The following is a 20,078-nucleotide window of genomic DNA, read 5'->3' as shown; positions in this document are numbered from 1 at the left end:
ACCCCTTCATACCGCCCCGCGCATTCGGATGCGCAAAGGACGCCGTAACTCTTTGAACTGCTGCATAATTCCTGAAACCGATTCCGATATCGGGAATTATGCAGGAGCCGTTACGAAGACGGCATCCCAGCTTTTACACATCGAATTTCACCCGGCAATATGCTGTTTCTTGCACTGCCGGGCACGACGTCTTGACGCGCAGCGCAAGCAGTCCACATAAATCTCCATGCCCGGCAAGGGAAATGGGTGGATGGGGACCATGAAAGACATATTCATCGTCGAAGACGACGCGCTGATTGCCATGCTGCTCGAAGACATGCTCGCCGATCTCGGCTACCGGGTCTGCGCCAGCGCACCCGACCTGGAACGGGCGCTGGCCACCGCCAGGGACACGGAATTCGACGCCGCCATTCTCGATGTATCGCTTGCGGGGCAGAGTTCGCTGCCGGTCGCAAAGCTGCTCGACGAACGCGGAAAACCCTATGTCTACGCGACGGGATACGGCGCCGCCCCTGACGGCAGCAGCCCAAGCACATTGCCCGTGCTGCAAAAACCCTTCCAGCTCAGCGAACTCGAACAGGCGATGAAACGGCTTGCCGAAGCCTGAGTTCGATTAAAAGTTAGAGCAGGATGTTATGAGAAAACCGCTCACACTTTTCGGCATCATGCTCCTTGCTCAACGCACCTGATCGAGCAGACGCTTGCATTCCAGCAGGTCGTAGAGCGCCTCCTGCAGCAATGCCCTGTCTTCCTTGCCGACGCTCGACTTGCCGATCGAGACTTCCTGCTCATCGTCTCCCGCGACGAAATTGAAGAATCGGCGGGTAATCGGCGGCTTGGCGCGGCCGACGATCTGGTCTTCGTCGGCCATGCCGACGCGCGGTTCTCCGGCACCGGTGTCCTGCACGCCCGAGGCAAGCGCCTCGACGCTGGCGAGATCGCCGTGGCCGACCGATATGACGAACTTGTTGCCGTTGGTCTTCAGAAGCTTCTGCACACCCTTGATCGTATAGCCGTGATCATAGAGCAAATGCCGGATGCCCTTGAGGAGATCCACATCCTCGGGCCGGTAATAACGACGGCCGCCGCCGCGCTTCATCGGCTTGATCTGCGGAAAACGCGTCTCCCAGAAGCGCAGCACATGCTGCGGCAGATCAAGATCGTCTGCGACTTCGCTGATGGTGCGAAAGGCATCGGGGCTCTTGTCCAACGTCATACTGCTACGCGACCTCGCGGCTCGATCCAACGGCGACTCATCATATTTCAACGGTTTGGCGCCGACAATTCAAGTCATGTCTCGACGTTGCGCACAACGATGGGCAGTGCAAAGCGAAAAAACGCCATTTTAGAAACGGGAAGCCGATGCTCAGGAGGCCGGATTCTGCGGCTTCAGCTTGACCTTGCGGGAGACATGCGCCTTGAGGATGCGTGTCTTCAACACGTTCGAGGCCTTGAAGGTCATCACCCGGCGCGGGGAAATCGGAACCTCCTCGCCGGTCTTCGGGTTGCGGCCGATCCGCTCGTTCTTGTCGCGTACCTGGAAAGTGGCGAAGGAGGAAAGCTTGACGGTTTCACCACGCACGATGGCGTTGCAAACTTCGTCGATGACAGTTTCGACGAGTTCCGCGGATTCGGTCCGGGAAAGCCCGACCTTTCGGAAAACGGATTCCGCCAGGTCTGCGCGCGTCACTGTTTTTCCGGTCATGATTTCCCCGCCCATTTCAAATATTTTGTGAAATCGCGCAAAGAGTATTTGTCTTGCGCGTCACGGTCAAGCTCTTGTTCGCCGCCAGTTTTTCAGGATTTACGCCTACCAGCGCAGCAGAACGGCGCCCCAGGTAAAACCGCCGCCCATCGCTTCGAGCATCACCAGGTCGCCCTTCTTGATGCGGCCGTCGCCGGCAGCGGTCGCGAGCGCAAGCGGGATCGAGGCCGCCGACGTATTGCCGTGCAGGTCGACGGTCACGACGACCTTCGCGGCATCGATATTCAGCTTCTTCGCCGAACCGTCGATGATGCGTCGATTGGCCTGGTGCGGCACCAGCCAGTCGAGGTCATCGGCGGTCGTGCCGGTCGCATCGAAAGCCGCCTGAATGACGTCGGTGATCATGCCGACTGCATATTTGAAGACCTCGCGGCCTTCCATGCGCAGCTTGCCGACGGTGCCGGTCGTCGACGGTCCGCCATCGACATAGAGTTTTTCCTTGTGCGAGCCGTCCGAACGCAGATGCGCGGTCAGCACGCCGCGATCGGCAACAGTGCCCTCGCCCTCGGTCGCTTCGAGCACGATCGCGCCGGCACCGTCGCCGAAAAGCACGCAGGTGGTGCGGTCGTTCCAGTCGAGAATGCGCGAAAAGGTTTCGGCGCCGATCACGAGAACGCGCTTTGCCAGCCCGCCGCGGATATAGGCATCCGCCGTCGTCACCGCATAGACGAAACCGGTGCAGACGGCCTGGACGTCGAAGGCGAAGCCGTGGCTCATGCCGAGGCGGTTCTGGATGTTGACCGAGGTTGCCGGAAAGGTGTTGTCAGGCGTCGAGGTGGCACAGATGATGAGATCGATATCTGCCGGTGTCAGGCCGCCATTGGCAAGGGCGGCGCGCGCGGCGGCCTCGCCGAGCGAGGCCGTCGTCTCGTCATCGCCGGCGAGATAACGCTGGCGGATGCCGGTGCGCTGGACGATCCATTCGTCGGATGTGTCGACGATCGCCTCCATGTCACCATTGGTCATCACGCGCTTCGGAAGTGCGGCTCCGAACCCGCGAACCACTGAACGGATCATAGTCGATTGAACCCCATCGCTCATGCAGCTTCCGGGCCCATCGGGGGCAGCCGCTTGGCATGATACTTCTTAAGATCGTTTTCTATTTTCTGATTGAGGCCGTTCTTGGCCATGTCGTAGCCGACTTCGATGGCGGCGGCGATTCCCTCGGCATTCGCCCCGCCATGGCTCTTGATGACGATGCCGTTCAGGCCGAGAAATACGCCGCCATTGACCTTGCTTGGATCGAGCTTCTCGCGAAGCAGATCGAAGGCGCTTTTGGCGAAGAGATAGCCGATGCGGGCAAGCAGCGTGCGCGACATGGCGGCGCGCAGATATTCACCAATCTGCTTGGCGGTGCCTTCGGCGGTCTTCAGCGCGATATTGCCGGAAAACCCTTCGGTGACGACGACGTCGACCGTGCCCTTGCCAAGGTCGTTGCCCTCGACGAAACCGGAATATTCGAGCGAATCGATGTTCGCCTCGCGCAACAGGCGACCGGCCTCCTTGACCTCTTCCTGGCCTTTCATTTCCTCGACGCCGACATTCAGAAGGCCGACCGTCGGGCGTTCGACCTCGAACAGCGCACGCGCCATGGCGCCGCCCATCAGGGCAAAATCCATCAGTTGCTGCGCATCGGCGCCGATCGTCGCACCGACGTCGAGCACGATGCTCTCCCCCTTCAGCGTCGGCCAGATCGCGGCGATCGCCGGGCGCTCGATATTGGCCATGGTGCGAAGACAGAACTTCGCCATCGCCATCAGCGCGCCGGTATTGCCGGCCGAGACCGCAACATCGGCCTCCCCCGTTTTCACCGCCTCGATCGAACGCCACATGGTGGAGATGTAGCGGCCGCGGCGCAGCGCCTGGCTCGGCTTCTCATCCATGCCGACGGCGAGCTCGCAGTCGTGGAAGAGCGATTTTTCCTTGAGTTTCGGAAACTTGGCGAGAACCGGATCGCACTGTTCCTTGAGACCATAAAAAACGAAGGAAATATCCGGATGCCGATCCAACGCCTTGGCGGCGCCGGGGATGACAACCTGGGGACCAAAGTCGCCACCCATGAGGTCGAGAGATATTCTGATCACGCGTCCCTGATCCTTCTTTTCGCCGGGGGCGAAATTTCGGCCAAAATACCGGTTTTGGCGTCGCTTACAACTGAATTATGTCAAATACCAGAGACGCTTCAGTCCTTTTTCCAATCCTTGAGGGCAGCGAAAGCCGAGGGCTTTTTGTCGTTCTCGCCGCTATCCTCGATATGACCTGTGAATTCGATGCCCTCCTTGCGCGGATAGGGATCGATCGCGAGCGCGGCGAATTCGGCAACCACCTCGCCGGCATCGATCGTATCGCCGACAAAGGTCTCGGGCAGATCGGGGCCGTCGGGATCGAGCAGCATCTCGCCGGCGTCATTGCCGGGCTGGCGGGCAAGTTTGGAGCCCTCCGGCACGAAGATCTGCTCGAAGCTCTCGTCGATGGCGGATTCCACCGGTTCCAGCGTCACGACGCAGGACTGGACGATCTTTGCCTGAACGCGGCCCTTGATGCGCACGCCGTCGCGCTTCCAGCGGGCGATCTGCAGATCGGCGCGGAGATCGTCGACGGAGACGACGTTCCAGGTCTCGGCAAGCGCCTTCAATTCGCCGGCGTCGGCCTCGACATGGACTTCGACGGGGTTGGCCGAGATATGGCCGACCTTGACGTGATAGGAGAAGGGAACATCGTCCCGATCGTTCTTCATTGTTTGCTCCTTCAGGCAACAGGCGGGAGCGTTGCCGAACCGGTGGAGATCGCCTCCTCCGGAACAGCAGACAGATGGGATTCCGCAGCCATCATCCATTGGGCAAGGCCGGACATATCGGCTGGCGCCGCGGTTTCGGGGTAGATATTGCGCGTGAGGGCAAGAGCAAGCGCTTCGGCATCGCCCGCATCCATCGCCTTCGAATAGGCTTCGAGCCGGCCGTAAAACATGCCGGCGAGCTTCTTCATGCGCTTCGGGACGCTGTTGTCGCCGATGCCGAGTTCGCGGATCGAATAGTCGATATCCTGGAAGAAAGCGTCGACGATCTCCTGGGCGATCTCCTGGCCGCTGGTGGCGGAGCTGCGCGTGCGGCGAAAAAACAGAATCATGGCGATCGACAGCATCTCGAAACGGCCCATGACCGTATCCGGCACATGGAGCCGCTCATAAATCTCCGGCATGCGCGCGGCCGCCGTCAGCGCCGCATATTGTCTGTCGACGATTGCCTGATTGTTGTTTTTCTTACGGAAGAGCCCGAAGATCATTGTTTTTTCCGGAAATGCCTCATTCTTCACGCCGGCCGGCCTCTGGCCTTGTTGCATGATTTCGAAAGCTGGTTTACCGAAGCAGGCGCGAATTGCAATGCTGATCGTGACCAGTTTCGGGACGACGCCTTCGATGCGTCGGCGAAACGAATTCGGGATATTCGACCCGGAATGGCCACAATAGTTTTGCAGGAGGTAAAGCGTGCAAGGCCCAAAATGGCTGCTATCGACACTCAAGGGAGTAGATGTCGTTGAAGAAACGGTATTTCAAGTCTGACGTGAAATTCTTCAGCAGTGCGGCCATTGCCTTCATAATCGCCTCCACATCCGCTCTTTCCGGTTGCCAGACCAGCACCGTACTCAATGGCGGCTACGTCGCCGACCAGCAGTCGCTGAACCTCGTTCCGGAAGGCTCGAGCCGCGAACAAGTGCTGCTTTCGCTCGGCACCCCATCGACGACGGCGACCTTCGACGGCGAAGTCTTCTATTATATCTCGCAGCGGCGCACACGTGCCGTCGCCTTCCAGAAGCTGAAGGTCGTCGACCAGAGCGTTCTGGCGATCTATTTCGACAAGGACAGCGTTGTCAGCCGTCGCGCCAATTATACGCTGCAGGACGGCAAGGTGTTCGACACGATCGGACGCGTCACGCCGACCGGCGGCAAGGAACTCACCTTCCTGCAGCAGATGCTCTCCGGCGGCAGCGCCGCGAGTGCTGCCCGCAGCCTGTTCGGCGGCGGCGCCGGCGGCACGCCGCAGAATCCAAGCAGCCTGCGCTGATCGGATACGCCTCATACAAAACCCGCCGGATCGCTCCGGCGGGTTTTTTGATGGTCGCTGATCGAGTCTGTGGCGAATTGCGCGTCGTCAACCGCCGCGCAATTTTTCGGTATGCATCAACCAGCAAGAACGGCGAGCAGCAGAAGTGCCACGATATTGGTGATCTTGATCGCCGGGTTGACGGCGGGGCCGGCGGTGTCCTTGTAAGGATCGCCGACGGTATCGCCGGTGACCGAGGCCTTGTGCGCATCCGAACCCTTCATGTGACGCGCCCCATCCTTGTCGATGAAACCATCCTCGAAGCTCTTCTTGGCATTGTCCCAGGCGCCGCCGCCCGATGTCATCGAGATGGCGACGAAGAGGCCGTTGATGATGACGCCGAGCAGCGATGCGCCGAGGGCGGCAAAGGCCGAGGCCTTGGAGCCGGAGATGAGAAGAACGCCGAAATAGACGACAATAGGCGCCAGCACCGGCAGCAGCGACGGCACGATCATTTCGCGGATGGCGGCCTTGGTCAGGAGGTCGACAGCCCTGCCGTAATCCGGCTTTTCCGTGCCCTGCATGATGCCCGGCTTTTCCTTGAACTGACGGCGGACTTCCTCGACGATGGCGCCGGCCGCACGGCCGACGGCGGTCATTGCGATGCCGCCGAAGAGGTAGGGAACGAGGCCGCCGAAGATCAATCCCGCCACCACATAGGGGTTGGAAAGATCGAAGGAAATTTCGCCGATGCCGGCGAAATACGGGAATTTGTCGCCATTCGCCGCAAAATATTTGAGGTCGTAGGAATAGGCCGCGAAAAGAACCAGTGCGCCGAGACCGGCCGAACCGATGGCATAACCCTTGGTGACGGCTTTGGTCGTATTGCCGACGGCATCGAGCGCATCGGTGGACTTGCGCACCTCCGGCGGCAGATGCGCCATTTCGGCGATCCCGCCGGCATTGTCCGTCACCGGCCCGAAGGCGTCGAGCGCGACGATCATCCCGGCAATGCCTAGCATCGCCGTGACCGCAATGCCGGTACCGAACAGGCCGCCGAGCTGGTAGGTGGCGAGAATGCCGCCGACGATGACGATCGCCGGCAGCGCCGTCGATTCCAGCGAGACGGCGAGGCCCTGGATGACGTTGGTGCCGTGACCGGTGACCGAGGCCTGGGCGATCGAGACGACCGGGCGCTTGCCGGTGCCGGTATAATATTCGGTGATCACCACGATCAGCGCTGTGACGACAAGGCCGACGATGCCGCAGAAGAAGAGGTGCGTGCCTGAGATATCGGCGCCGCCGACGGAGCCGATCGAGCCCCAGCCGATGGTGAGCGAGGTGGCAGCGCCGAGACCGACGATCGACAGCAGGCCGGTGACGATGAGGCCCTTGTAAAGAGCGCCCATGATCGAGCCGTTCGCACCGAGCTTGACGAAGAAGGTGCCGATGATCGAGGTGATGATGCAGGCGCCGCAGATCGCCAGCGGATAGACCATCGCAGACTGGAGGATCGGCGCGCCGGCAAAAAAGATCGCGGCGAGGACCATGGTGGCGACGACCGAGACCGCATAGGTCTCGAAGAGGTCGGCGGCCATGCCGGCGCAGTCGCCGACATTGTCGCCGACGTTATCGGCAATCGTTGCCGGGTTGCGCGGATCGTCCTCGGGAATGCCGGCTTCCACCTTGCCGACGAGGTCGCCGCCGACATCGGCGCCCTTGGTGAAGATGCCGCCACCGAGACGGGCGAAGATCGAGATCAGCGAAGCGCCGAAGCCGAGCGCCACCAGCGCATCGATGACTTCGCGCGAGCCGCTCTCATGGCCGAGGCCGACGGTCAAAATGGTATAGTAGATGGAGACGCCGAGCAGTGCGAGGCCTGCCACCAGCATGCCGGTGATCGCACCCGACTTGAAGGCGATGTCGAGGCCGGCGGAAAGGCTGGCGGAAGCTGCCTGGGCGGTGCGCACATTGGCGCGGACGGAGACATGCATGCCGATAAAGCCGGCAGCACCGGATAGTACGGCGCCGATCAGAAAGCCGATGGCGGCCTCGGCGGAAAGAAGCAGCCAAGCTGCGATGAAAACGACGACGCCGACAAGGGCAATGGTTCTGTACTGGCGCGTCAGATAGGCTTGAGCGCCTTCGCGGATATAACCCGCGATCTCCTGCATGCGGCTATTGCCCTGATCGGCGGCAAGCACCGACCGGGTTGCCCAGGCGGCATAGACCACCGAGAGCAGACCGCATGCGATTACGCATAAAAGAATGGTCATTTCGCTCTTTCCTCCCATAGGCCGGAGATCACTCCTCCTCCGGCAGATACGCCGCCGAATCGCCTTTCCTCTCCACAGAAATGCCACAGCTAAGCCGTGCGGAGATTGCGTGGTCGATCACGTGGCGTCAAGACCGCAACGGGCGAAAACCGTTGCAGTGCGAAGAAAGACTTAGGGAGATTGTTTGGCGGCTAAGGAGTTACTTCTTCGCCTCGCCGCGGACCTGCTTGGCGATGCGGTCGAGCACGGCGTTGACGAGCTTCGGCTCGTCGTCATCGAAGAAGGCCTGGGCGATCTCGACATATTCGGTGACGATGACCGCCACCGGAACGTCCTTGCGGTCGGTGATTTCGAAGACGCCGGCGCGCAGGATGGCGCGCACGGTGCTGTCGAGACGCGACAAGGCCCAGTCATCCTGCAGGGCTGCGGCAATCAGCGGATCGAGACGGACCTGATCGCGCACGACACCGGAGACGATGGAACGGAACCAGGCGGCATCGGCCTTCAGATAGGTCGCGCCGTCGAGTTCCTGGCCAAGACGGTGCGCTTCGTATTCGGCGACGATTTCCAGAACGCCGGTGCCGCCGACATCCATCTGATAAAGCGCCTGAACGGCAGCAAGGCGGGCAGCGCCCCGCTGGTTCGCAGTCTTGACCGGCCGTTCCGTCTTGTCGTCGTTCATTCGTTATGCACCCAGTTTCTGCTTCAGCTCGATCATGGTCAGAGCTGCGCGAGCGGCAAATCCGCCCTTGTCCTTGTCCGAGCGGCGCACGCGCGCCCATGCCTGTTCGTCGTTTTCGACGGTCAGGATGCCGTTGCCGATGGCAAGGGATTCGCTGACCGCAAGATCCATCAAGGCGCGCGAGGATTCGTTCGACACGATATCGAAGTGATAGGTCTCGCCGCGAATGACCATGCCGAGCGCGACATAGCCGTCATAATGCGTGCCGCCATTGTCGTCTCCATCGAGCGACATGGCAATCGCCGCCGGAATTTCCAGTGCACCGGGAACGGTGACGACCTCGAAGGTGGCGCCGGCCTCCTGCAATGCGAAGGTCGCGCCTTCGAGCAGGGCGTCGGCCATGTCGTCGTAGAAGCGGGCTTCAACGATCAAAATATGGGGAGCGGTCTCTCTCGGCATGGTTCACCTTCGATTTGTGGGGCGTTTTCCACTCGGCAGCCCGCGGTCAAAACATGCCTTCATCAGAATGGCAAGCACTTTCGCCCGATGCCGCAACGCCAAAGACGAAATATCCGCAAGGGGATAGCCGCGCTGCGCCTGCGTCACCAGGCAAGCCGTTGAAACCAGCTTTTCCGAATGCCTGGAAAACGGCAATTCGAAGGCGGATTTCATGAACAATTCTTAATGGGTTTTCAGTGGCTTAAGCTATTGAATCGTCAAAAGGAGAACGCCAATTCCATGTCGTGACGCAGACGATCCCCTGCAACGACAGTCGACCGTCAAAGCAGATGAAAGGATACCATCATGAACCGCGTTGTCACCATTACCATCGCAGCCACCCTCTCCTCCCTCGCATTTGCCGGCGTCAGCCGGGCCGAAAGCCTTGGGATGAACACGGCCCAGGGCATCGAGCAGACACTCCGGACCTTCCAGGGCAATGATTTCAATGTCGAGCAGGTCCATAACTGGCGCAACCTCGACGACGAAACGACCGGCCCACGCTCGGCGCCGGAACGATCCGGCCAGGCCGTTCACGGCATCCAGGCCTCGATCGACGCCAACAGATCGCTTGCCCACCGTCTCAACAACGAAGGCGTCGATGTCCGCAACATCGTCAATGCCGAGCAGGCGGCCGACGGAAGCCTGACCTTCTACGTCCGCTGACGGCTTCGGCGCATCCCTCGAGATCGGCACCGATCTTCCGGATGCGCGGGCTGAACGGAATCGAGCGTTTTGACGTCCTTGGACGTGCGGCGCTCACAGCATGGGCGGCGGTCTCCTCTCCGCCCATGCCGGGGGTTTCCGAGATTGGCATTGAATTTTCCGGCGCGATGATAATTTCTCTTGCTGCAACAGGAGAACAGCATGGCGATGGAACCGAAGGCGGTGATCAATACCGCCGATCTCGAGCTCGAGCACTGGAAACAGGGCGAGTTCTATGAAAGCGCCGACACCTCGTTCGGCACGCTTCTCGGCCTGGCTGGTCTCGGCGTCAGCTATAACGAAGTGCCGCCGGGCAAATCGAGCTGTCCCTTCCACAATCATCACGTCGAAGACGAGCTTTTTTATGTGATCGCGGGCACCGGCGAATACCGCTTCGGTGACGAGCGCCATGCGATCAAGGCGGGCGACATGCTTGGCGCGCCGGCCGGCGGGCAGGAAACGGCGCACCAGATCATCAACACCGGCACGGTCGCCCTCGCCTATCTCGGCATCTCGACGATGGCCAAGACCGAAATCGTCGAATATCCCGATTCCGGAAAGTTCCTTGCCAAGACGAACAGAGAGGGTTCAAAGGCCGGGCGCTTCCGCCATATCGGACGGCCGGAAAGCGATCTCGACTATTGGGACGGCGAACCCGGCGCCTGAGGGTGCGATTCCAGAAGGATCCGATGTGACCGATATTCCGACCCTCGAAACGGCGCGACTGACGCTTCGCCCTCACCGCCTCGACGATTTCGAGGCGCATGCAGCATTATGGGCGGACGAGGACGTCGTGCGCTTCATCACCGGCGCGCCCTCGACACGTGAGCAGAGCTGGAGCCGCATGCTGCGCGTTGCCGGTATGTGGCACCATATGGGCTTCGGCTTTCTCGCGATCGTCGAAAAGGCGAGCGGCCGGTTCATCGGCGAAGCGGGCTTCCTGGAAGCCCGCCGCGAAATGGAACCCTCGATCGAGGGGACGATGGAGGTCGGCTGGGCACTGATGCCCGGGGCGCACGGCCGCGGCTACGCCACCGAGGCGCTGACCGCACTGATCGGCTGGGCGGAAGCGCATTTCCCGGGAAAACCGATGAGCTGCATCATCAGCCCGGAGAATGAGGCCTCGCTCAGGGTCGCGGCCAAGCTCGGTTTTCGCGAGACGGCGCGCACGCAGTATAATGGGGAAATCATTCAGTTTTCGCGTTAGCGCGTCGCGTCTCGAGACACGAGTGGAGTTCAATGTCACGCGACATCCTCGCCAGGAGATCGGCGAGAGCAGCCCCATCCGGCTGCCGCCACCTTCTCCCCGCTCGCGGGGCGAAGGGGATATGCCGCGACCTCTCCGCCCCCCGCTTGCCTCTCGCGGGCACGTCCCCTTGCCCCGTTTACGGGGGGGCCGAAGGACGGGTCGAGACGGGTGACTCGACGCCGGTCGGTTAGGGTGAGAGGGAGTTTTCTGCTCAGGCGCTCGGGAATTCCGCCAGCCGGGCGGCGTAGCGCGCCATGGTATCGACTTCGAAATTGACGAAATCGCCGGCCTTGCGCTCGCCCCAGGTGGTGACTTCGAGCGTGTGGCGGATGAGGAGGACGTCGAAATCCGTGCCCTCGACCGCATTGACCGTCAGCGAGGTGCCGTCGAGCGCGATCGAGCCCTTGGGGGCGACGAATTTGGCCAGATGTTCGGGCGCCCGCAGCCGGTAACGCGTGGCGTCGCCCTCCGATGTCACCGAGAGGATTTCCGCCTTGCCGTCGACATGGCCGGAAACGATGTGGCCGCCGAGTTCATCGCCGATCTTCAGCGACCGTTCGAGATTGATGCGGCGGCCTTCGCGCCAAGTGCCGATCGTCGTCAGCCGCAGCGCCTCTTCCCAGGCCTCGACCTCATACCAGCGGCCGTTGCTGCCTTCGGCCGGAAGGGCGGTGACGGTCAGGCAGATGCCGGCATGCGAGATCGAGGCGCCCATGTCGATCGTCTTGGGATCATAGGCGGTCGCGACCCGCAAACGGATACCTTCCTTCAGCGGGGAAACGGATTCGACCGTGCCGACATCGGTGACTATTCCGGTGAACATCAAAACCCTCTTTCGTATTCGTCCAGGCGATCTTCGCCGAACATCCGCGTGCCCGTATGGGCAAAACTCGATGGTATGTCGGTCGCCTGCAAGGGGGATTCAATACCGCCCTCGCCGATAACGACAGGCGCCTGATAAAGCTGGATGCGGTCGACGAGGCCCGCTTCGAGAAAAAGCCGCGCCGTCTTTGCGCCGCCCTCGACCAGAAGCGAGGAAATGCCGCGCGTTGCCAAGGCCGGCAGCAGGATTTCCGGATGGTAGGGATTGCAATAGACGATTTCGACACCGGCGGCTTCGAGTGCGGTGTGGCGGGATTCCATGTCGACCGGGTCGGTGGGTGAGGTACCCCCCTCTGCCCTGCCGGGCATCTCCCCCACAGGTGGGGAGATCGGCTGGGAGCTTGCTCCCTGCCCTACATCCACTGAAGCCGATTGATTGCCGACAGAAACGGGGGAACTCCGATTTCGCTCCTTGCCGATCTCCCCCCTTGTGGGGGGGCCGAAGGACGGATCGAGACCCGTGGCTCGACCCCGGTACTCCGGCAGGACAGAGGGGGGTAGCCCCTCCGCATCCGCCGATAGGGGCCATACTTCCTCGCTGGCGACAACGATCACCGGCACCTCCCGTGCCGTCGCAACCAGTTTGCCGGTCAGCGGCAGAGCCAGAGTGGGATCGAGAACGATGCGGATCGGGGATCGGGCTTCGAGACCTGGTGTCCGCACCGTCAGCAGCGGATCATCTGATATCGCCGTGCCGATGCCGACGAGGATTGCATCGGTTTCGGCGCGCAGCACCTGAACCTCCGCGCGGGCCTCCGGGCCTGTGATCGCCACTTGGCCCTCCCCCTCGCGACCGATCATGCCGTCGGCGGAAACGGCAAGCTTGAGAGTCACATAGGGGCGGTTCTTCGTCTGGCGGGTGAGATAAGCGGCGAGCGAACGTCGGCCCTCCGCCTCCAGCACGCCGGCATCCACCTCTATGCCGGCGTCGCGCAGCATGGAAATGCCGCGGCCGGAGACACGCGGATCGGGATCGGTGACGCTGATGACGACGCGGGAAACGCCGTAGGCGATCAGCGCCTCGGCGCAGGGCGGCGTCTTGCCGTGATGCGAGCAGGGTTCGAGCGTCACATATGCGGTGGCGCCGCGGGCAGCAGCGCCGGCTTCAGCGAGCGCCTGCGGCTCGGCATGCGGGCGGCCGCCGATCGCCGTCACCGCCTGGCCGACGACGACGCCGTCCTTGACGATCAGGCAGCCAACGGAGGGGTTGGTGGCGGTGCGGCCGAGATGCAGACGCGACAGACGGATCGCCGCCGCCATGAAACCTTCGTCATGCGGCGTGGTGCTCATGGCTTACCTGTCCAGCGGGTCGCGGGCGATCTTGGCGTTGATTTCGGAAATGACCTTCTCGAAATCCTCGGCAAGCGAGAAATCTCGGTAGACCGAGGCGTAGCGCACGAAGCCGACATCATCGAGGCTTTTCATCGCCTCCAGCACCTGCAGGCCGATCTGCTCGGAAGAAATCTCGGTCTCGCCGGAGCTTTCAAGCCGGCGGACGATGCCGGAAACGGCGCGCTCGATGCGATCCCGCTCGACCGGGCGCTTGCGCAGCGCCACTTCGAAGGAGCGCACCAGCTTGTCGCGGTCGAATGGCACCTTGCGGCCGGTCTTCTTGGTGACCATCAGCTCGCGCAGCTGCACACGCTCGAAGGTGGTGAAGCGGCCGCCGCAATCCGGACAGATACGCCGCCGGCGGATGGAGGTGTTATCCTCCGCCGGACGCGAATCCTTGACCTGGGTATCTTCCGAACCGCAATAGGGGCAGCGCATCCCTATTCCTTACCCCATGTAGCCATACATGGGGAAGCGGTCGGTGAGGTTGACCACCTTGCCGCGCACGGCGGCTTCGACGGCGGCGTTGCCTTCATCGGAATTGGCGACCTTCAGGCCGTCGAGAACCTCGACGATGAGGTTACCGATTTCGCGGAATTCGGCTTCCTTGAAGCCGCGCGTCGTGCCGGCCGGTGCGCCCAAGCGCACGCCCGAGGTGACGAAGGGCTTTTCCGGATCGAAGGGAATGCCGTTCTTGTTGCAGGTGACGTAGGCGCGGCCGAGCGCTGCCTCGGCGCGCTTGCCGGTGGCGTTCTTCTTACGCAGGTCGACGAGCATCAGATGGTTGTCGGTGCCGCCGGAAACGACGTCGAGGCCGCCTGCGATCAGGGTTTCGGCCAGCGCCCGGGCGTTCTTGACGACCTGGGCGGCGTAATCCTTGAACTCCGGCTGCAGCGCCTCACCGAAGGCAACGGCCTTGGCGGCGATGATGTGCATCAGCGGACCGCCCTGCAGGCCGGGGAAGACGGCCGAATTGAACTTCTTCGCCAGATCCTCTTCATTGGTGAGGATGACGCCGCCGCGCGGACCGCGCAGCGACTTGTGGGTCGTGGTCGTGGCGACATGGCAGTGCGGGAACGGCGACGGATGCTGGCCGCCGGCGACTAGACCGGCGATATGGGCCATGTCGACCATCAGATAGGCGCCGACCGAGTCGGCGATCTCGCGGAAGCGCTTCCAGTCCCAGATGCGGGAATAGGCGGTGCCGCCGGCGATGATGAGCTTCGGCTTGGTTTCTTCGGCCTTGCGGGCGACTTCATCCATATCGAGCAGGTTATCGCCTTCGCGCACGCCGTAGGAAACGACGTTGAACCACTTGCCGGACATGTTGACCGGCGAACCATGCGTGAGGTGGCCGCCCGAATTCAGGTCGAGACCCATGAAGGTATCGCCCGGCTGCAAGAGCGCCAGGAATACGGCCTGGTTCATCTGCGAGCCGGAATTCGGCTGGACGTTGGCGAAATTGACGCCGAACAGCTTCTTGGCGCGCTCGATCGCCAGTTCCTCGGCGATATCGACGAACTGGCAGCCGCCGTAATAGCGCTTGCCGGGGTAACCCTCGGCATATTTGTTGGTCATGATGGAGCCCTGGGCTTCCAGCACGGCGCGGGAGACGATGTTCTCGGAAGCGATCAGTTCGATCTCGTGCCGTTGGCGACCGAGTTCCTTTCCGATCGCGCCGAAAATCTCGGGATCGACGTCCGCAAGCGAGCGATTGAAGAAGGATTCGGTGGAAGCATTGGTCATGGGCGGGCTCCTCAACTGGAATGCGCTGAGGTATTAGCCTTCCGCCGTGGCAAGGGCAATACGAAGAACGACATTTGCTGAGCAAAGCGCGCGCTCCGGTCATTTTGCGACAGCGCGGTGGCTATGAATGGTGGCCAAGGGATACCACGCCCTCCCCGGCATAAAAAAACCGCGCCGGGAAGGCGCGGTTTGAGGGTTCGATGCAGAGGTCGCCGCTTATTGAACCGGCTGTTCCATGCCGGCCGTGGTGTCGAGCGCCAGCTCAGCATTGCCGTCCATCTGATAGATGTCGTCGCGGAACTGGACGATGCCGTCGGGCATGCCCCAGGCAGAGATGTAGACGAAATAAACCGGAACCTCCGTGGCGAGCTTGATCGGCGTGTTGACGCCGGTTGCGATCACCTGCTCCATCTGCTGGCGGTTCCAGCCGGGGGTCTCGCGCAAGAGCCAGTTCGACAGGTCGCGCACGTTCTGGACGCGGACACAGCCCGAGGATTCGAAGCGCATGAGCTTGTTGAACAGGCCCTGCTGCGGCGTGTCGTGCATATACTCGCCGTTCTTGTTGTAGAAGTTGATCTTGGTCGACGCCATGGCGTTGGTCTTGCCGGGGTCCTGGCGGAACATCAGGTTCGGCGCCTCACCGTTCCAGTCGATGGTCTCGGGGGCGACTTCGTTGCCCTTGCCGTCGATCAGGCGGATGGCGTTCTTTTCGAGATAGGTCGGATCCTTGCGCATCAGCGGCATGATGTCCTTCTCGACGATCGAGCGCGGCGAGGTCCAGTAAGGGTTGAGGATGACCTCATAGATCTTCGAATTGACGAGATGCGTCGGGCGGCTCAAGCGGCCGACAACCGCGGTGTGGCGCGTCGCGACACTGCCATCCTCGACAGCCTCGACATAGGCGGCCGGGATGTTGACCATCACGTGACGGCGGCCCAGGTCTTCCGGGAAGGTCTGCAGACGGACGATATTGGTGTTCAGCTGCTGCAGGCGGACATCGGCGGGGATGTTCATCGCCTTCAGCGTGAATTCGCCGAGAACGCCGTCGGCCGGCAGGCCGTGGCGCGCCTGGAAGCGCTTGACGGCACCGTCGACATAGGAATCGAAGGCGCTCGACATGCCGGCCTCGTGCGGCAGGTCGCCGGTGATCGCAAGGCGCTGGCGCAGCGCCTGGACTGCGGGATGGCTGACACCGAGCTGCAGGCGCTGGTCACCGGGATTGACCTCAGGCCAGCCGCCGGCTGCGGCGATCTGCTGATACTGCATGACCGCCTGCTGGGCGCTCGCAACCGATTGGGGGCCTAGGATCGGGGTGTTGGAAATGACGGCGCTTGCCGTGCGCGACGCCGCCTTGGCGTCAAACTGGTCGTCCCAGTTGCCGCGGCGCGGCGCGTTGATCAGCGTATCGATCGCCGATTGCGCAAATGCCGGCGCAGCAATCGCGCTGGCGCCAACCGTTGCCGCGGACGCAAGGAAAGCGCGGCGCGAGAGAGCTTCAATTCCGTTTTTCTTCGACATTCGTCCCAACCACTCAATGCCGCTATCAAGGAGGCGCGGCCCTTTGCGATATCACTGCGCTTTCAACGCAGATCCCATCCATTCGTTCTTCCGGCACGTCAGGAAATTCCGCGCGTCCCATCACAAGATTGCGATAGGAAAGCCTGGACATTCCTGGTCCATTGAAAGCGCCGGTTGTTAAGCCTTCCGCTGCCACACCAATATGGCCAATTCGTGTTGCCGGGTCGGAAGACGGACTGCCGGTTGCCGGGAACGCGATGCAACGAACCATACGACGGGGTAAACCGTGCGGGTTAATAACGGCTAAAAAACGGCTTGAATACCGGGCTTAGCGCTTGTCAGCCATGCGTTGCAAAGATGCCACGCGGATCAAATGGCAAATCGGACGTGCAGGGAACACGTCCGATTTTCTGTAACCCTGGAAGGAGGTCAAGGGTCCTAGAGGCGATACATGATCGAGTCGTTCCAGAAACGGTCGAGACGCTGGAGCAGCTTGTTCATCTGCGTAAACTCGTCGGTGCCGATACCGCCAACCTTGTCGATCGAGGTAATGTGGCGTTCGTAGAGCTTGGCGACCGTTTCGGCGATGTCCTGGCCGGTTTCGGTCAGGCTGATGCGGACCGAGCGGCGGTCAATGCGCGAGCGCTGGTGGTTGATGAAGCCGAGATCGACCAGCTTCTTGACGTTGTAGGAAACGTTGGAGCCGAGATAGTAGCCACGCGAGCGCAGCTCGCCGGCGGTCAGCTCGGAATTGCCGATGTTGAAAAGGAGCAGCGCCTGGATGGCGTTGACGTCGCTGCGACCCTGACGGTCGAACTCGTCCTTGATGACGTCGAGAAGACGACGGTGAAGACGTTCAACAAGATGAAGGGATTCCATGTAAAGATCACGGATGCCCTGGTCCTGCTGGTCACGGAAGTTCGATGCCGCCTGCGGCTTAATTTTCGTGTTCATATTGACTGCCTCACTGTTTGATTGGCGGTGTGTTTTCTTCCCGCCTTGAGTGAGACCCTATCGAATACATATAAAATTCGACTTAAACCGCAGGCTTAACGGAGCCTTACTGGTAACTCCACGTTGTCTCAGGGTAAATCAACACTTACCTGACGGCGGTGCCGGCGCTTTTCCAGCCACAGCAGCAGGCGGAAAATCCAGTAAACCACGGCGACCATGACATGCAGCAGGATGATCAGCTGGTTGGGACCGAAAATATCCGGCAGCAGGCCGTACATCAGGATCTGGCCGCCGGCGGCCAGCACCCAGATGACCGGTCCCCAGGAGACGGTCAGCCAGAGGCCGAGGGAAGCGACGGGGAAAAGCACGGCGAGACTGGTGCTCGCCACCTTCCACGGCAGGCTCAACAGATCGAAGCGGCCGGCGCCGACCAGCGAATAACCGACGAGCATCGCCCAATATTGCAGGCCGAACCAGAAGCAGGAGACGGCAACCAGTCTCAGGAAGAGAATGAAGAGGATATCCGCCAGTGTGCGTTTCGGTATCGTCGGGGAATCGGTTTCCATAGCGCAGACATCGGTTCGGGGTTGCATCTTCATAAGGGCGCCCGCGCGTCCGACAAGACGCGCTGACGATGCTCTATCACATTGAGCCTGCGCATAACCGCGAAAATCGATTGGATTTTCGGGATTATGCGTCAGGGGTTTTCCGCCGCGGCCAATCGTCCGGTTTGGATTTTCCGGGCGTCATGATAATGAGCGCTCCGATAAATGGAATGGGCTGGGGGCAGATATCATGCAGGACAGAACGCATCTCGTCGACGAGATCACCGGCCATCGCCGCATGCGGCGCAATCGCAAGGCGGATTGGACGCGCCGGCTGGTGCAGGAAAACCGGCTGACGGTCGACGACCTGATCTGGCCGATCTTCATCGTGGCGGGTTCCGGCATTATCGATCCGATCCCGGCCATGCCCGGCGTCAACCGCATGAGCATCGACAAGGCCGTCGAAGCGGCGCGCGAAGCGGCCGGCCTCGGCATTCCCGCGCTCGCCACCTTTCCCAATATCGAGATGGAGCTGCGCGACGAGACCGGCTCGAACAGCCTCGAAGCCAACAACCTGATCAATCAGGCGACGGCAGCGATCAAGAAGGCGGTGCCCAATATCGGCGTCATCACCGACGTCGCGCTCGATCCCTTCACCAGCCACGGCCATGACGGCATTCTCAGAGGCGGCGAGATTGTCAACGACGAGACGGTCGACCAGGTTGCCCGCGCCGCCGTGATGCAGGCCGATGCCGGCGCCGACATCATCGCGCCATCGGAGATGATGGACGGGCGCATCGGCGCGATCCGCATGGCGCTCGATGCGGCCGGCCACCAGAACGTCGGCATCATGAGCTATGCGACGAAATTCGCCTCCGCCTTCTACGGCCCCTATCGCGAGGCGATCTCGACCGGCGGGCTGCTGAAGGGCGACAAGAAGACCTATTATATCGACCCCGCCAACGGCACCGAGGCGATCCGCGATGCCGCCCTCGACGTCGAGGAAGGCGCCGACATGCTGATGGTCAAGCCCGGCCTGCCCTATCTCGATATCTGCTGGCGGATGAAGGAGGCCTTCGGCCTGCCGACCTTCGCCTACCAGGTTTCCGGCGAATATTCGCAGATCAAGGCGGCGGCGATGAACGGCTGGATCGATGGCGATCGGGCGATGCTCGAAACGCTGCTGTCGTTCAAGCGGGCGGGATGCGACGGCATCCTCACCTATTTCGCCGTCGAGGTGGCGAAGATTCTCGCCAAGCGGTGATTTCGATGGCGATTGGCGATTTGGGGGCAGATTATTGCATTTTGCCCTGCCGATACCATATCAGCGGCATCGTTTTTCCGCAGGAGATTGAGATGAGCTACAACCCCAATCCGCTTTATGCCGCCCCGGAGGACTGGCGCGCCTATAGCGGCGTGTTGAGCCGCCGTGTCTTCGCCTTCATCCTCGATTACGTCATCGTGGCACTGCTCTGGATTCCAGCCGCGGTCGTGCTGTTCTTCCTGTCGATCCTCACGCTCGGGCTCGGCTTCCTGCTCTACCCTGCCCTCTTCGTCATCGTCGCCGGGATTTACTTCGGCCTGACGGTGGGCGGCTCGAGCCAGGCCTCACTCGGCATGCGCGCCATGGGGATCGCGATCGTGCGCGTCGATGGACGGCCGATGGATTTCCTGACGGCGATCGTGCATCTGGCGCTGTTCTGGATCCTCAACTCGGTACTGACGCCGCTTATCCTGCTTGCCGGCCTGTTTACCGAGCGCAGCCGTCTTATCCATGACCTCTTGGTCGGCACGGCGACGATACGGACTGCCTGAACGGCTGACGGCGGCGACCGCTGAAACCCTTAAGCGGAGACGAAATAAAGTCTCCGCTTTCTCTTTGCCCA

24 protein-coding genes are annotated in these 20,078 nt (G+C 61.5%); 7 read left to right on the top strand and 17 right to left on the bottom strand.

The window, feature by feature from the left end; genetic code table 11:
* Positions 1-259 precede the first annotated feature (259 nt).
* Complete coding sequence (locus CO667_RS06415) at positions 260-607, top strand: response regulator (protein WP_097617712.1); 348 nt, start codon at positions 260-262, stop codon at positions 605-607.
* 69 nt (positions 608-676) lie between these two features.
* On the opposite strand, the gene CO667_RS06410 is transcribed toward CO667_RS06415, so the two are convergent.
* From CO667_RS06410 to CO667_RS06385, 6 genes are all read right to left on the bottom strand, one after another.
* Positions 677-1,216 (bottom strand): MerR family transcriptional regulator, encoded by a 540-nt coding sequence (locus CO667_RS06410; RefSeq protein WP_003558354.1) that lies wholly within the window; start codon positions 1,214-1,216, stop codon positions 677-679.
* 150 nt (positions 1,217-1,366) lie between these two features.
* Entirely contained in the window at positions 1,367-1,705 is a 339-nt protein-coding gene (locus CO667_RS06405; protein WP_003574027.1) for an integration host factor subunit alpha, read from the bottom strand.
* Positions 1,706-1,810: 105 nt separating this feature from the next.
* Positions 1,811-2,782 (bottom strand): beta-ketoacyl-ACP synthase III, encoded by a 972-nt coding sequence (locus CO667_RS06400; protein WP_097617590.1) that lies wholly within the window; start codon positions 2,780-2,782, stop codon positions 1,811-1,813.
* Positions 2,783-2,802: 20 nt separating this feature from the next.
* A complete protein-coding gene (gene plsX, locus CO667_RS06395; RefSeq protein WP_097617589.1) occupies positions 2,803-3,849 on the bottom strand; it encodes a phosphate acyltransferase PlsX in 1,047 nt (348 codons plus the stop codon).
* A 98-nt stretch (positions 3,850-3,947) separates the two neighbouring features.
* A complete protein-coding gene (locus tag CO667_RS06390) occupies positions 3,948-4,502 on the bottom strand; it encodes a DUF177 domain-containing protein (protein WP_097617588.1) in 555 nt (184 codons plus the stop codon).
* Positions 4,503-4,513: 11 nt separating this feature from the next.
* Positions 4,514-5,104: a ubiquinol-cytochrome C chaperone family protein gene (locus CO667_RS06385; RefSeq protein WP_097617711.1), complete on the bottom strand. Its 591-nt coding sequence runs from the start codon at positions 5,102-5,104 to the stop codon at positions 4,514-4,516.
* Between the two features lie 188 nt (positions 5,105-5,292).
* Here CO667_RS06385 and CO667_RS06380 point away from each other — a divergent pair, with 188 nt between their 5' ends.
* Complete coding sequence (locus tag CO667_RS06380) at positions 5,293-5,826, top strand: outer membrane protein assembly factor BamE (RefSeq protein WP_097617587.1); 534 nt, start codon at positions 5,293-5,295, stop codon at positions 5,824-5,826.
* Between the two features lie 116 nt (positions 5,827-5,942).
* Here the strand turns inward: CO667_RS06380 and CO667_RS06375 are convergent, their stop codons facing one another.
* The 4 genes from CO667_RS06375 to CO667_RS34695 all read right to left on the bottom strand — a co-directional run bounded on the left by CO667_RS06375 (position 5,943) and on the right by CO667_RS34695 (position 9,435).
* On the bottom strand, positions 5,943-8,081 hold the full coding sequence (locus tag CO667_RS06375) for a sodium-translocating pyrophosphatase (RefSeq protein ID WP_097617586.1): 2,139 nt from the start codon (positions 8,079-8,081) through the stop codon (positions 5,943-5,945).
* Between the two features lie 199 nt (positions 8,082-8,280).
* Positions 8,281-8,763 (bottom strand): transcription antitermination factor NusB, encoded by a 483-nt coding sequence (gene nusB, locus CO667_RS06370; RefSeq protein ID WP_018241520.1) that lies wholly within the window; start codon positions 8,761-8,763, stop codon positions 8,281-8,283.
* A gap of 3 nt (positions 8,764-8,766) precedes the next feature.
* Complete coding sequence (gene ribH, locus CO667_RS06365; protein ID WP_097617585.1) at positions 8,767-9,222, bottom strand: 6,7-dimethyl-8-ribityllumazine synthase; 456 nt, start codon at positions 9,220-9,222, stop codon at positions 8,767-8,769.
* Positions 9,223-9,225: 3 nt separating this feature from the next.
* On the bottom strand, positions 9,226-9,435 hold the full coding sequence (locus tag CO667_RS34695) for a hypothetical protein (protein ID WP_143540697.1): 210 nt from the start codon (positions 9,433-9,435) through the stop codon (positions 9,226-9,228).
* Between the two features lie 132 nt (positions 9,436-9,567).
* Here CO667_RS34695 and CO667_RS06360 point away from each other — a divergent pair, with 132 nt between their 5' ends.
* The 3 genes from CO667_RS06360 to CO667_RS06350 all read left to right on the top strand — a co-directional run bounded on the left by CO667_RS06360 (position 9,568) and on the right by CO667_RS06350 (position 11,173).
* Positions 9,568-9,927 carry a hypothetical protein gene (locus CO667_RS06360; protein ID WP_097617584.1) on the top strand — a complete coding sequence of 120 codons (360 nt, stop codon included), beginning with the start codon at positions 9,568-9,570 and terminating at the stop codon, positions 9,925-9,927.
* 201 nt (positions 9,928-10,128) lie between these two features.
* A complete protein-coding gene (locus tag CO667_RS06355; RefSeq protein ID WP_097617583.1) occupies positions 10,129-10,632 on the top strand; it encodes a cupin domain-containing protein in 504 nt (167 codons plus the stop codon).
* A gap of 25 nt (positions 10,633-10,657) precedes the next feature.
* Entirely contained in the window at positions 10,658-11,173 is a 516-nt protein-coding gene (locus CO667_RS06350) for a GNAT family N-acetyltransferase (protein ID WP_097617582.1), read from the top strand.
* A 253-nt stretch (positions 11,174-11,426) separates the two neighbouring features.
* On the opposite strand, the gene CO667_RS06345 is transcribed toward CO667_RS06350, so the two are convergent.
* The 7 genes from CO667_RS06345 to CO667_RS06315 all read right to left on the bottom strand — a co-directional run bounded on the left by CO667_RS06345 (position 11,427) and on the right by CO667_RS06315 (position 18,213).
* The gene (locus CO667_RS06345; RefSeq protein WP_097617581.1) at positions 11,427-12,038 is read right to left on the bottom strand and encodes a riboflavin synthase; all 612 of its coding nucleotides are present in this window, start codon (positions 12,036-12,038) and stop codon (positions 11,427-11,429) included.
* Positions 12,038-13,387 carry a bifunctional diaminohydroxyphosphoribosylaminopyrimidine deaminase/5-amino-6-(5-phosphoribosylamino)uracil reductase RibD gene (gene ribD / locus CO667_RS06340; protein ID WP_097617580.1) on the bottom strand — a complete coding sequence of 450 codons (1,350 nt, stop codon included), beginning with the start codon at positions 13,385-13,387 and terminating at the stop codon, positions 12,038-12,040. The genes CO667_RS06345 and ribD overlap by 1 nt, the downstream gene beginning before the upstream one ends.
* A gap of 3 nt (positions 13,388-13,390) precedes the next feature.
* Positions 13,391-13,867: a transcriptional regulator NrdR gene (gene nrdR / locus CO667_RS06335; RefSeq protein WP_097617579.1), complete on the bottom strand. Its 477-nt coding sequence runs from the start codon at positions 13,865-13,867 to the stop codon at positions 13,391-13,393.
* 9 nt (positions 13,868-13,876) lie between these two features.
* Complete coding sequence (gene glyA / locus CO667_RS06330; protein ID WP_097617578.1) at positions 13,877-15,175, bottom strand: serine hydroxymethyltransferase; 1,299 nt, start codon at positions 15,173-15,175, stop codon at positions 13,877-13,879.
* Positions 15,176-15,391: 216 nt separating this feature from the next.
* Positions 15,392-16,693 carry a L,D-transpeptidase family protein gene (locus CO667_RS06325; protein WP_097617577.1) on the bottom strand — a complete coding sequence of 434 codons (1,302 nt, stop codon included), beginning with the start codon at positions 16,691-16,693 and terminating at the stop codon, positions 15,392-15,394.
* Positions 16,694-17,131: 438 nt separating this feature from the next.
* Positions 17,132-17,647, bottom strand: a complete 516-nt coding sequence (locus CO667_RS06320) for a MarR family winged helix-turn-helix transcriptional regulator (RefSeq protein ID WP_097617576.1) — start codon at positions 17,645-17,647, stop codon at positions 17,132-17,134.
* Between the two features lie 128 nt (positions 17,648-17,775).
* The gene (locus tag CO667_RS06315; protein WP_063474274.1) at positions 17,776-18,213 is read right to left on the bottom strand and encodes a DUF6163 family protein; all 438 of its coding nucleotides are present in this window, start codon (positions 18,211-18,213) and stop codon (positions 17,776-17,778) included.
* A 229-nt stretch (positions 18,214-18,442) separates the two neighbouring features.
* Here CO667_RS06315 and hemB point away from each other — a divergent pair, with 229 nt between their 5' ends.
* On the top strand, positions 18,443-19,456 hold the full coding sequence (hemB, locus tag CO667_RS06310; protein WP_097617575.1) for a porphobilinogen synthase: 1,014 nt from the start codon (positions 18,443-18,445) through the stop codon (positions 19,454-19,456).
* Between the two features lie 92 nt (positions 19,457-19,548).
* Entirely contained in the window at positions 19,549-20,007 is a 459-nt protein-coding gene (locus CO667_RS06305; RefSeq protein ID WP_097617710.1) for an RDD family protein, read from the top strand.
* Positions 20,008-20,078 lie beyond the last annotated feature (71 nt).

Origin of the sequence: Rhizobium sp. L43, from assembly GCF_002531725.1 — a bacterium.
GTDB lineage: Bacteria > Pseudomonadota > Alphaproteobacteria > Rhizobiales > Rhizobiaceae > Rhizobium.
Note: the sequence above shows the minus strand (reverse complement) of the source record. Positions and strands in the feature narration are given on the sequence as shown.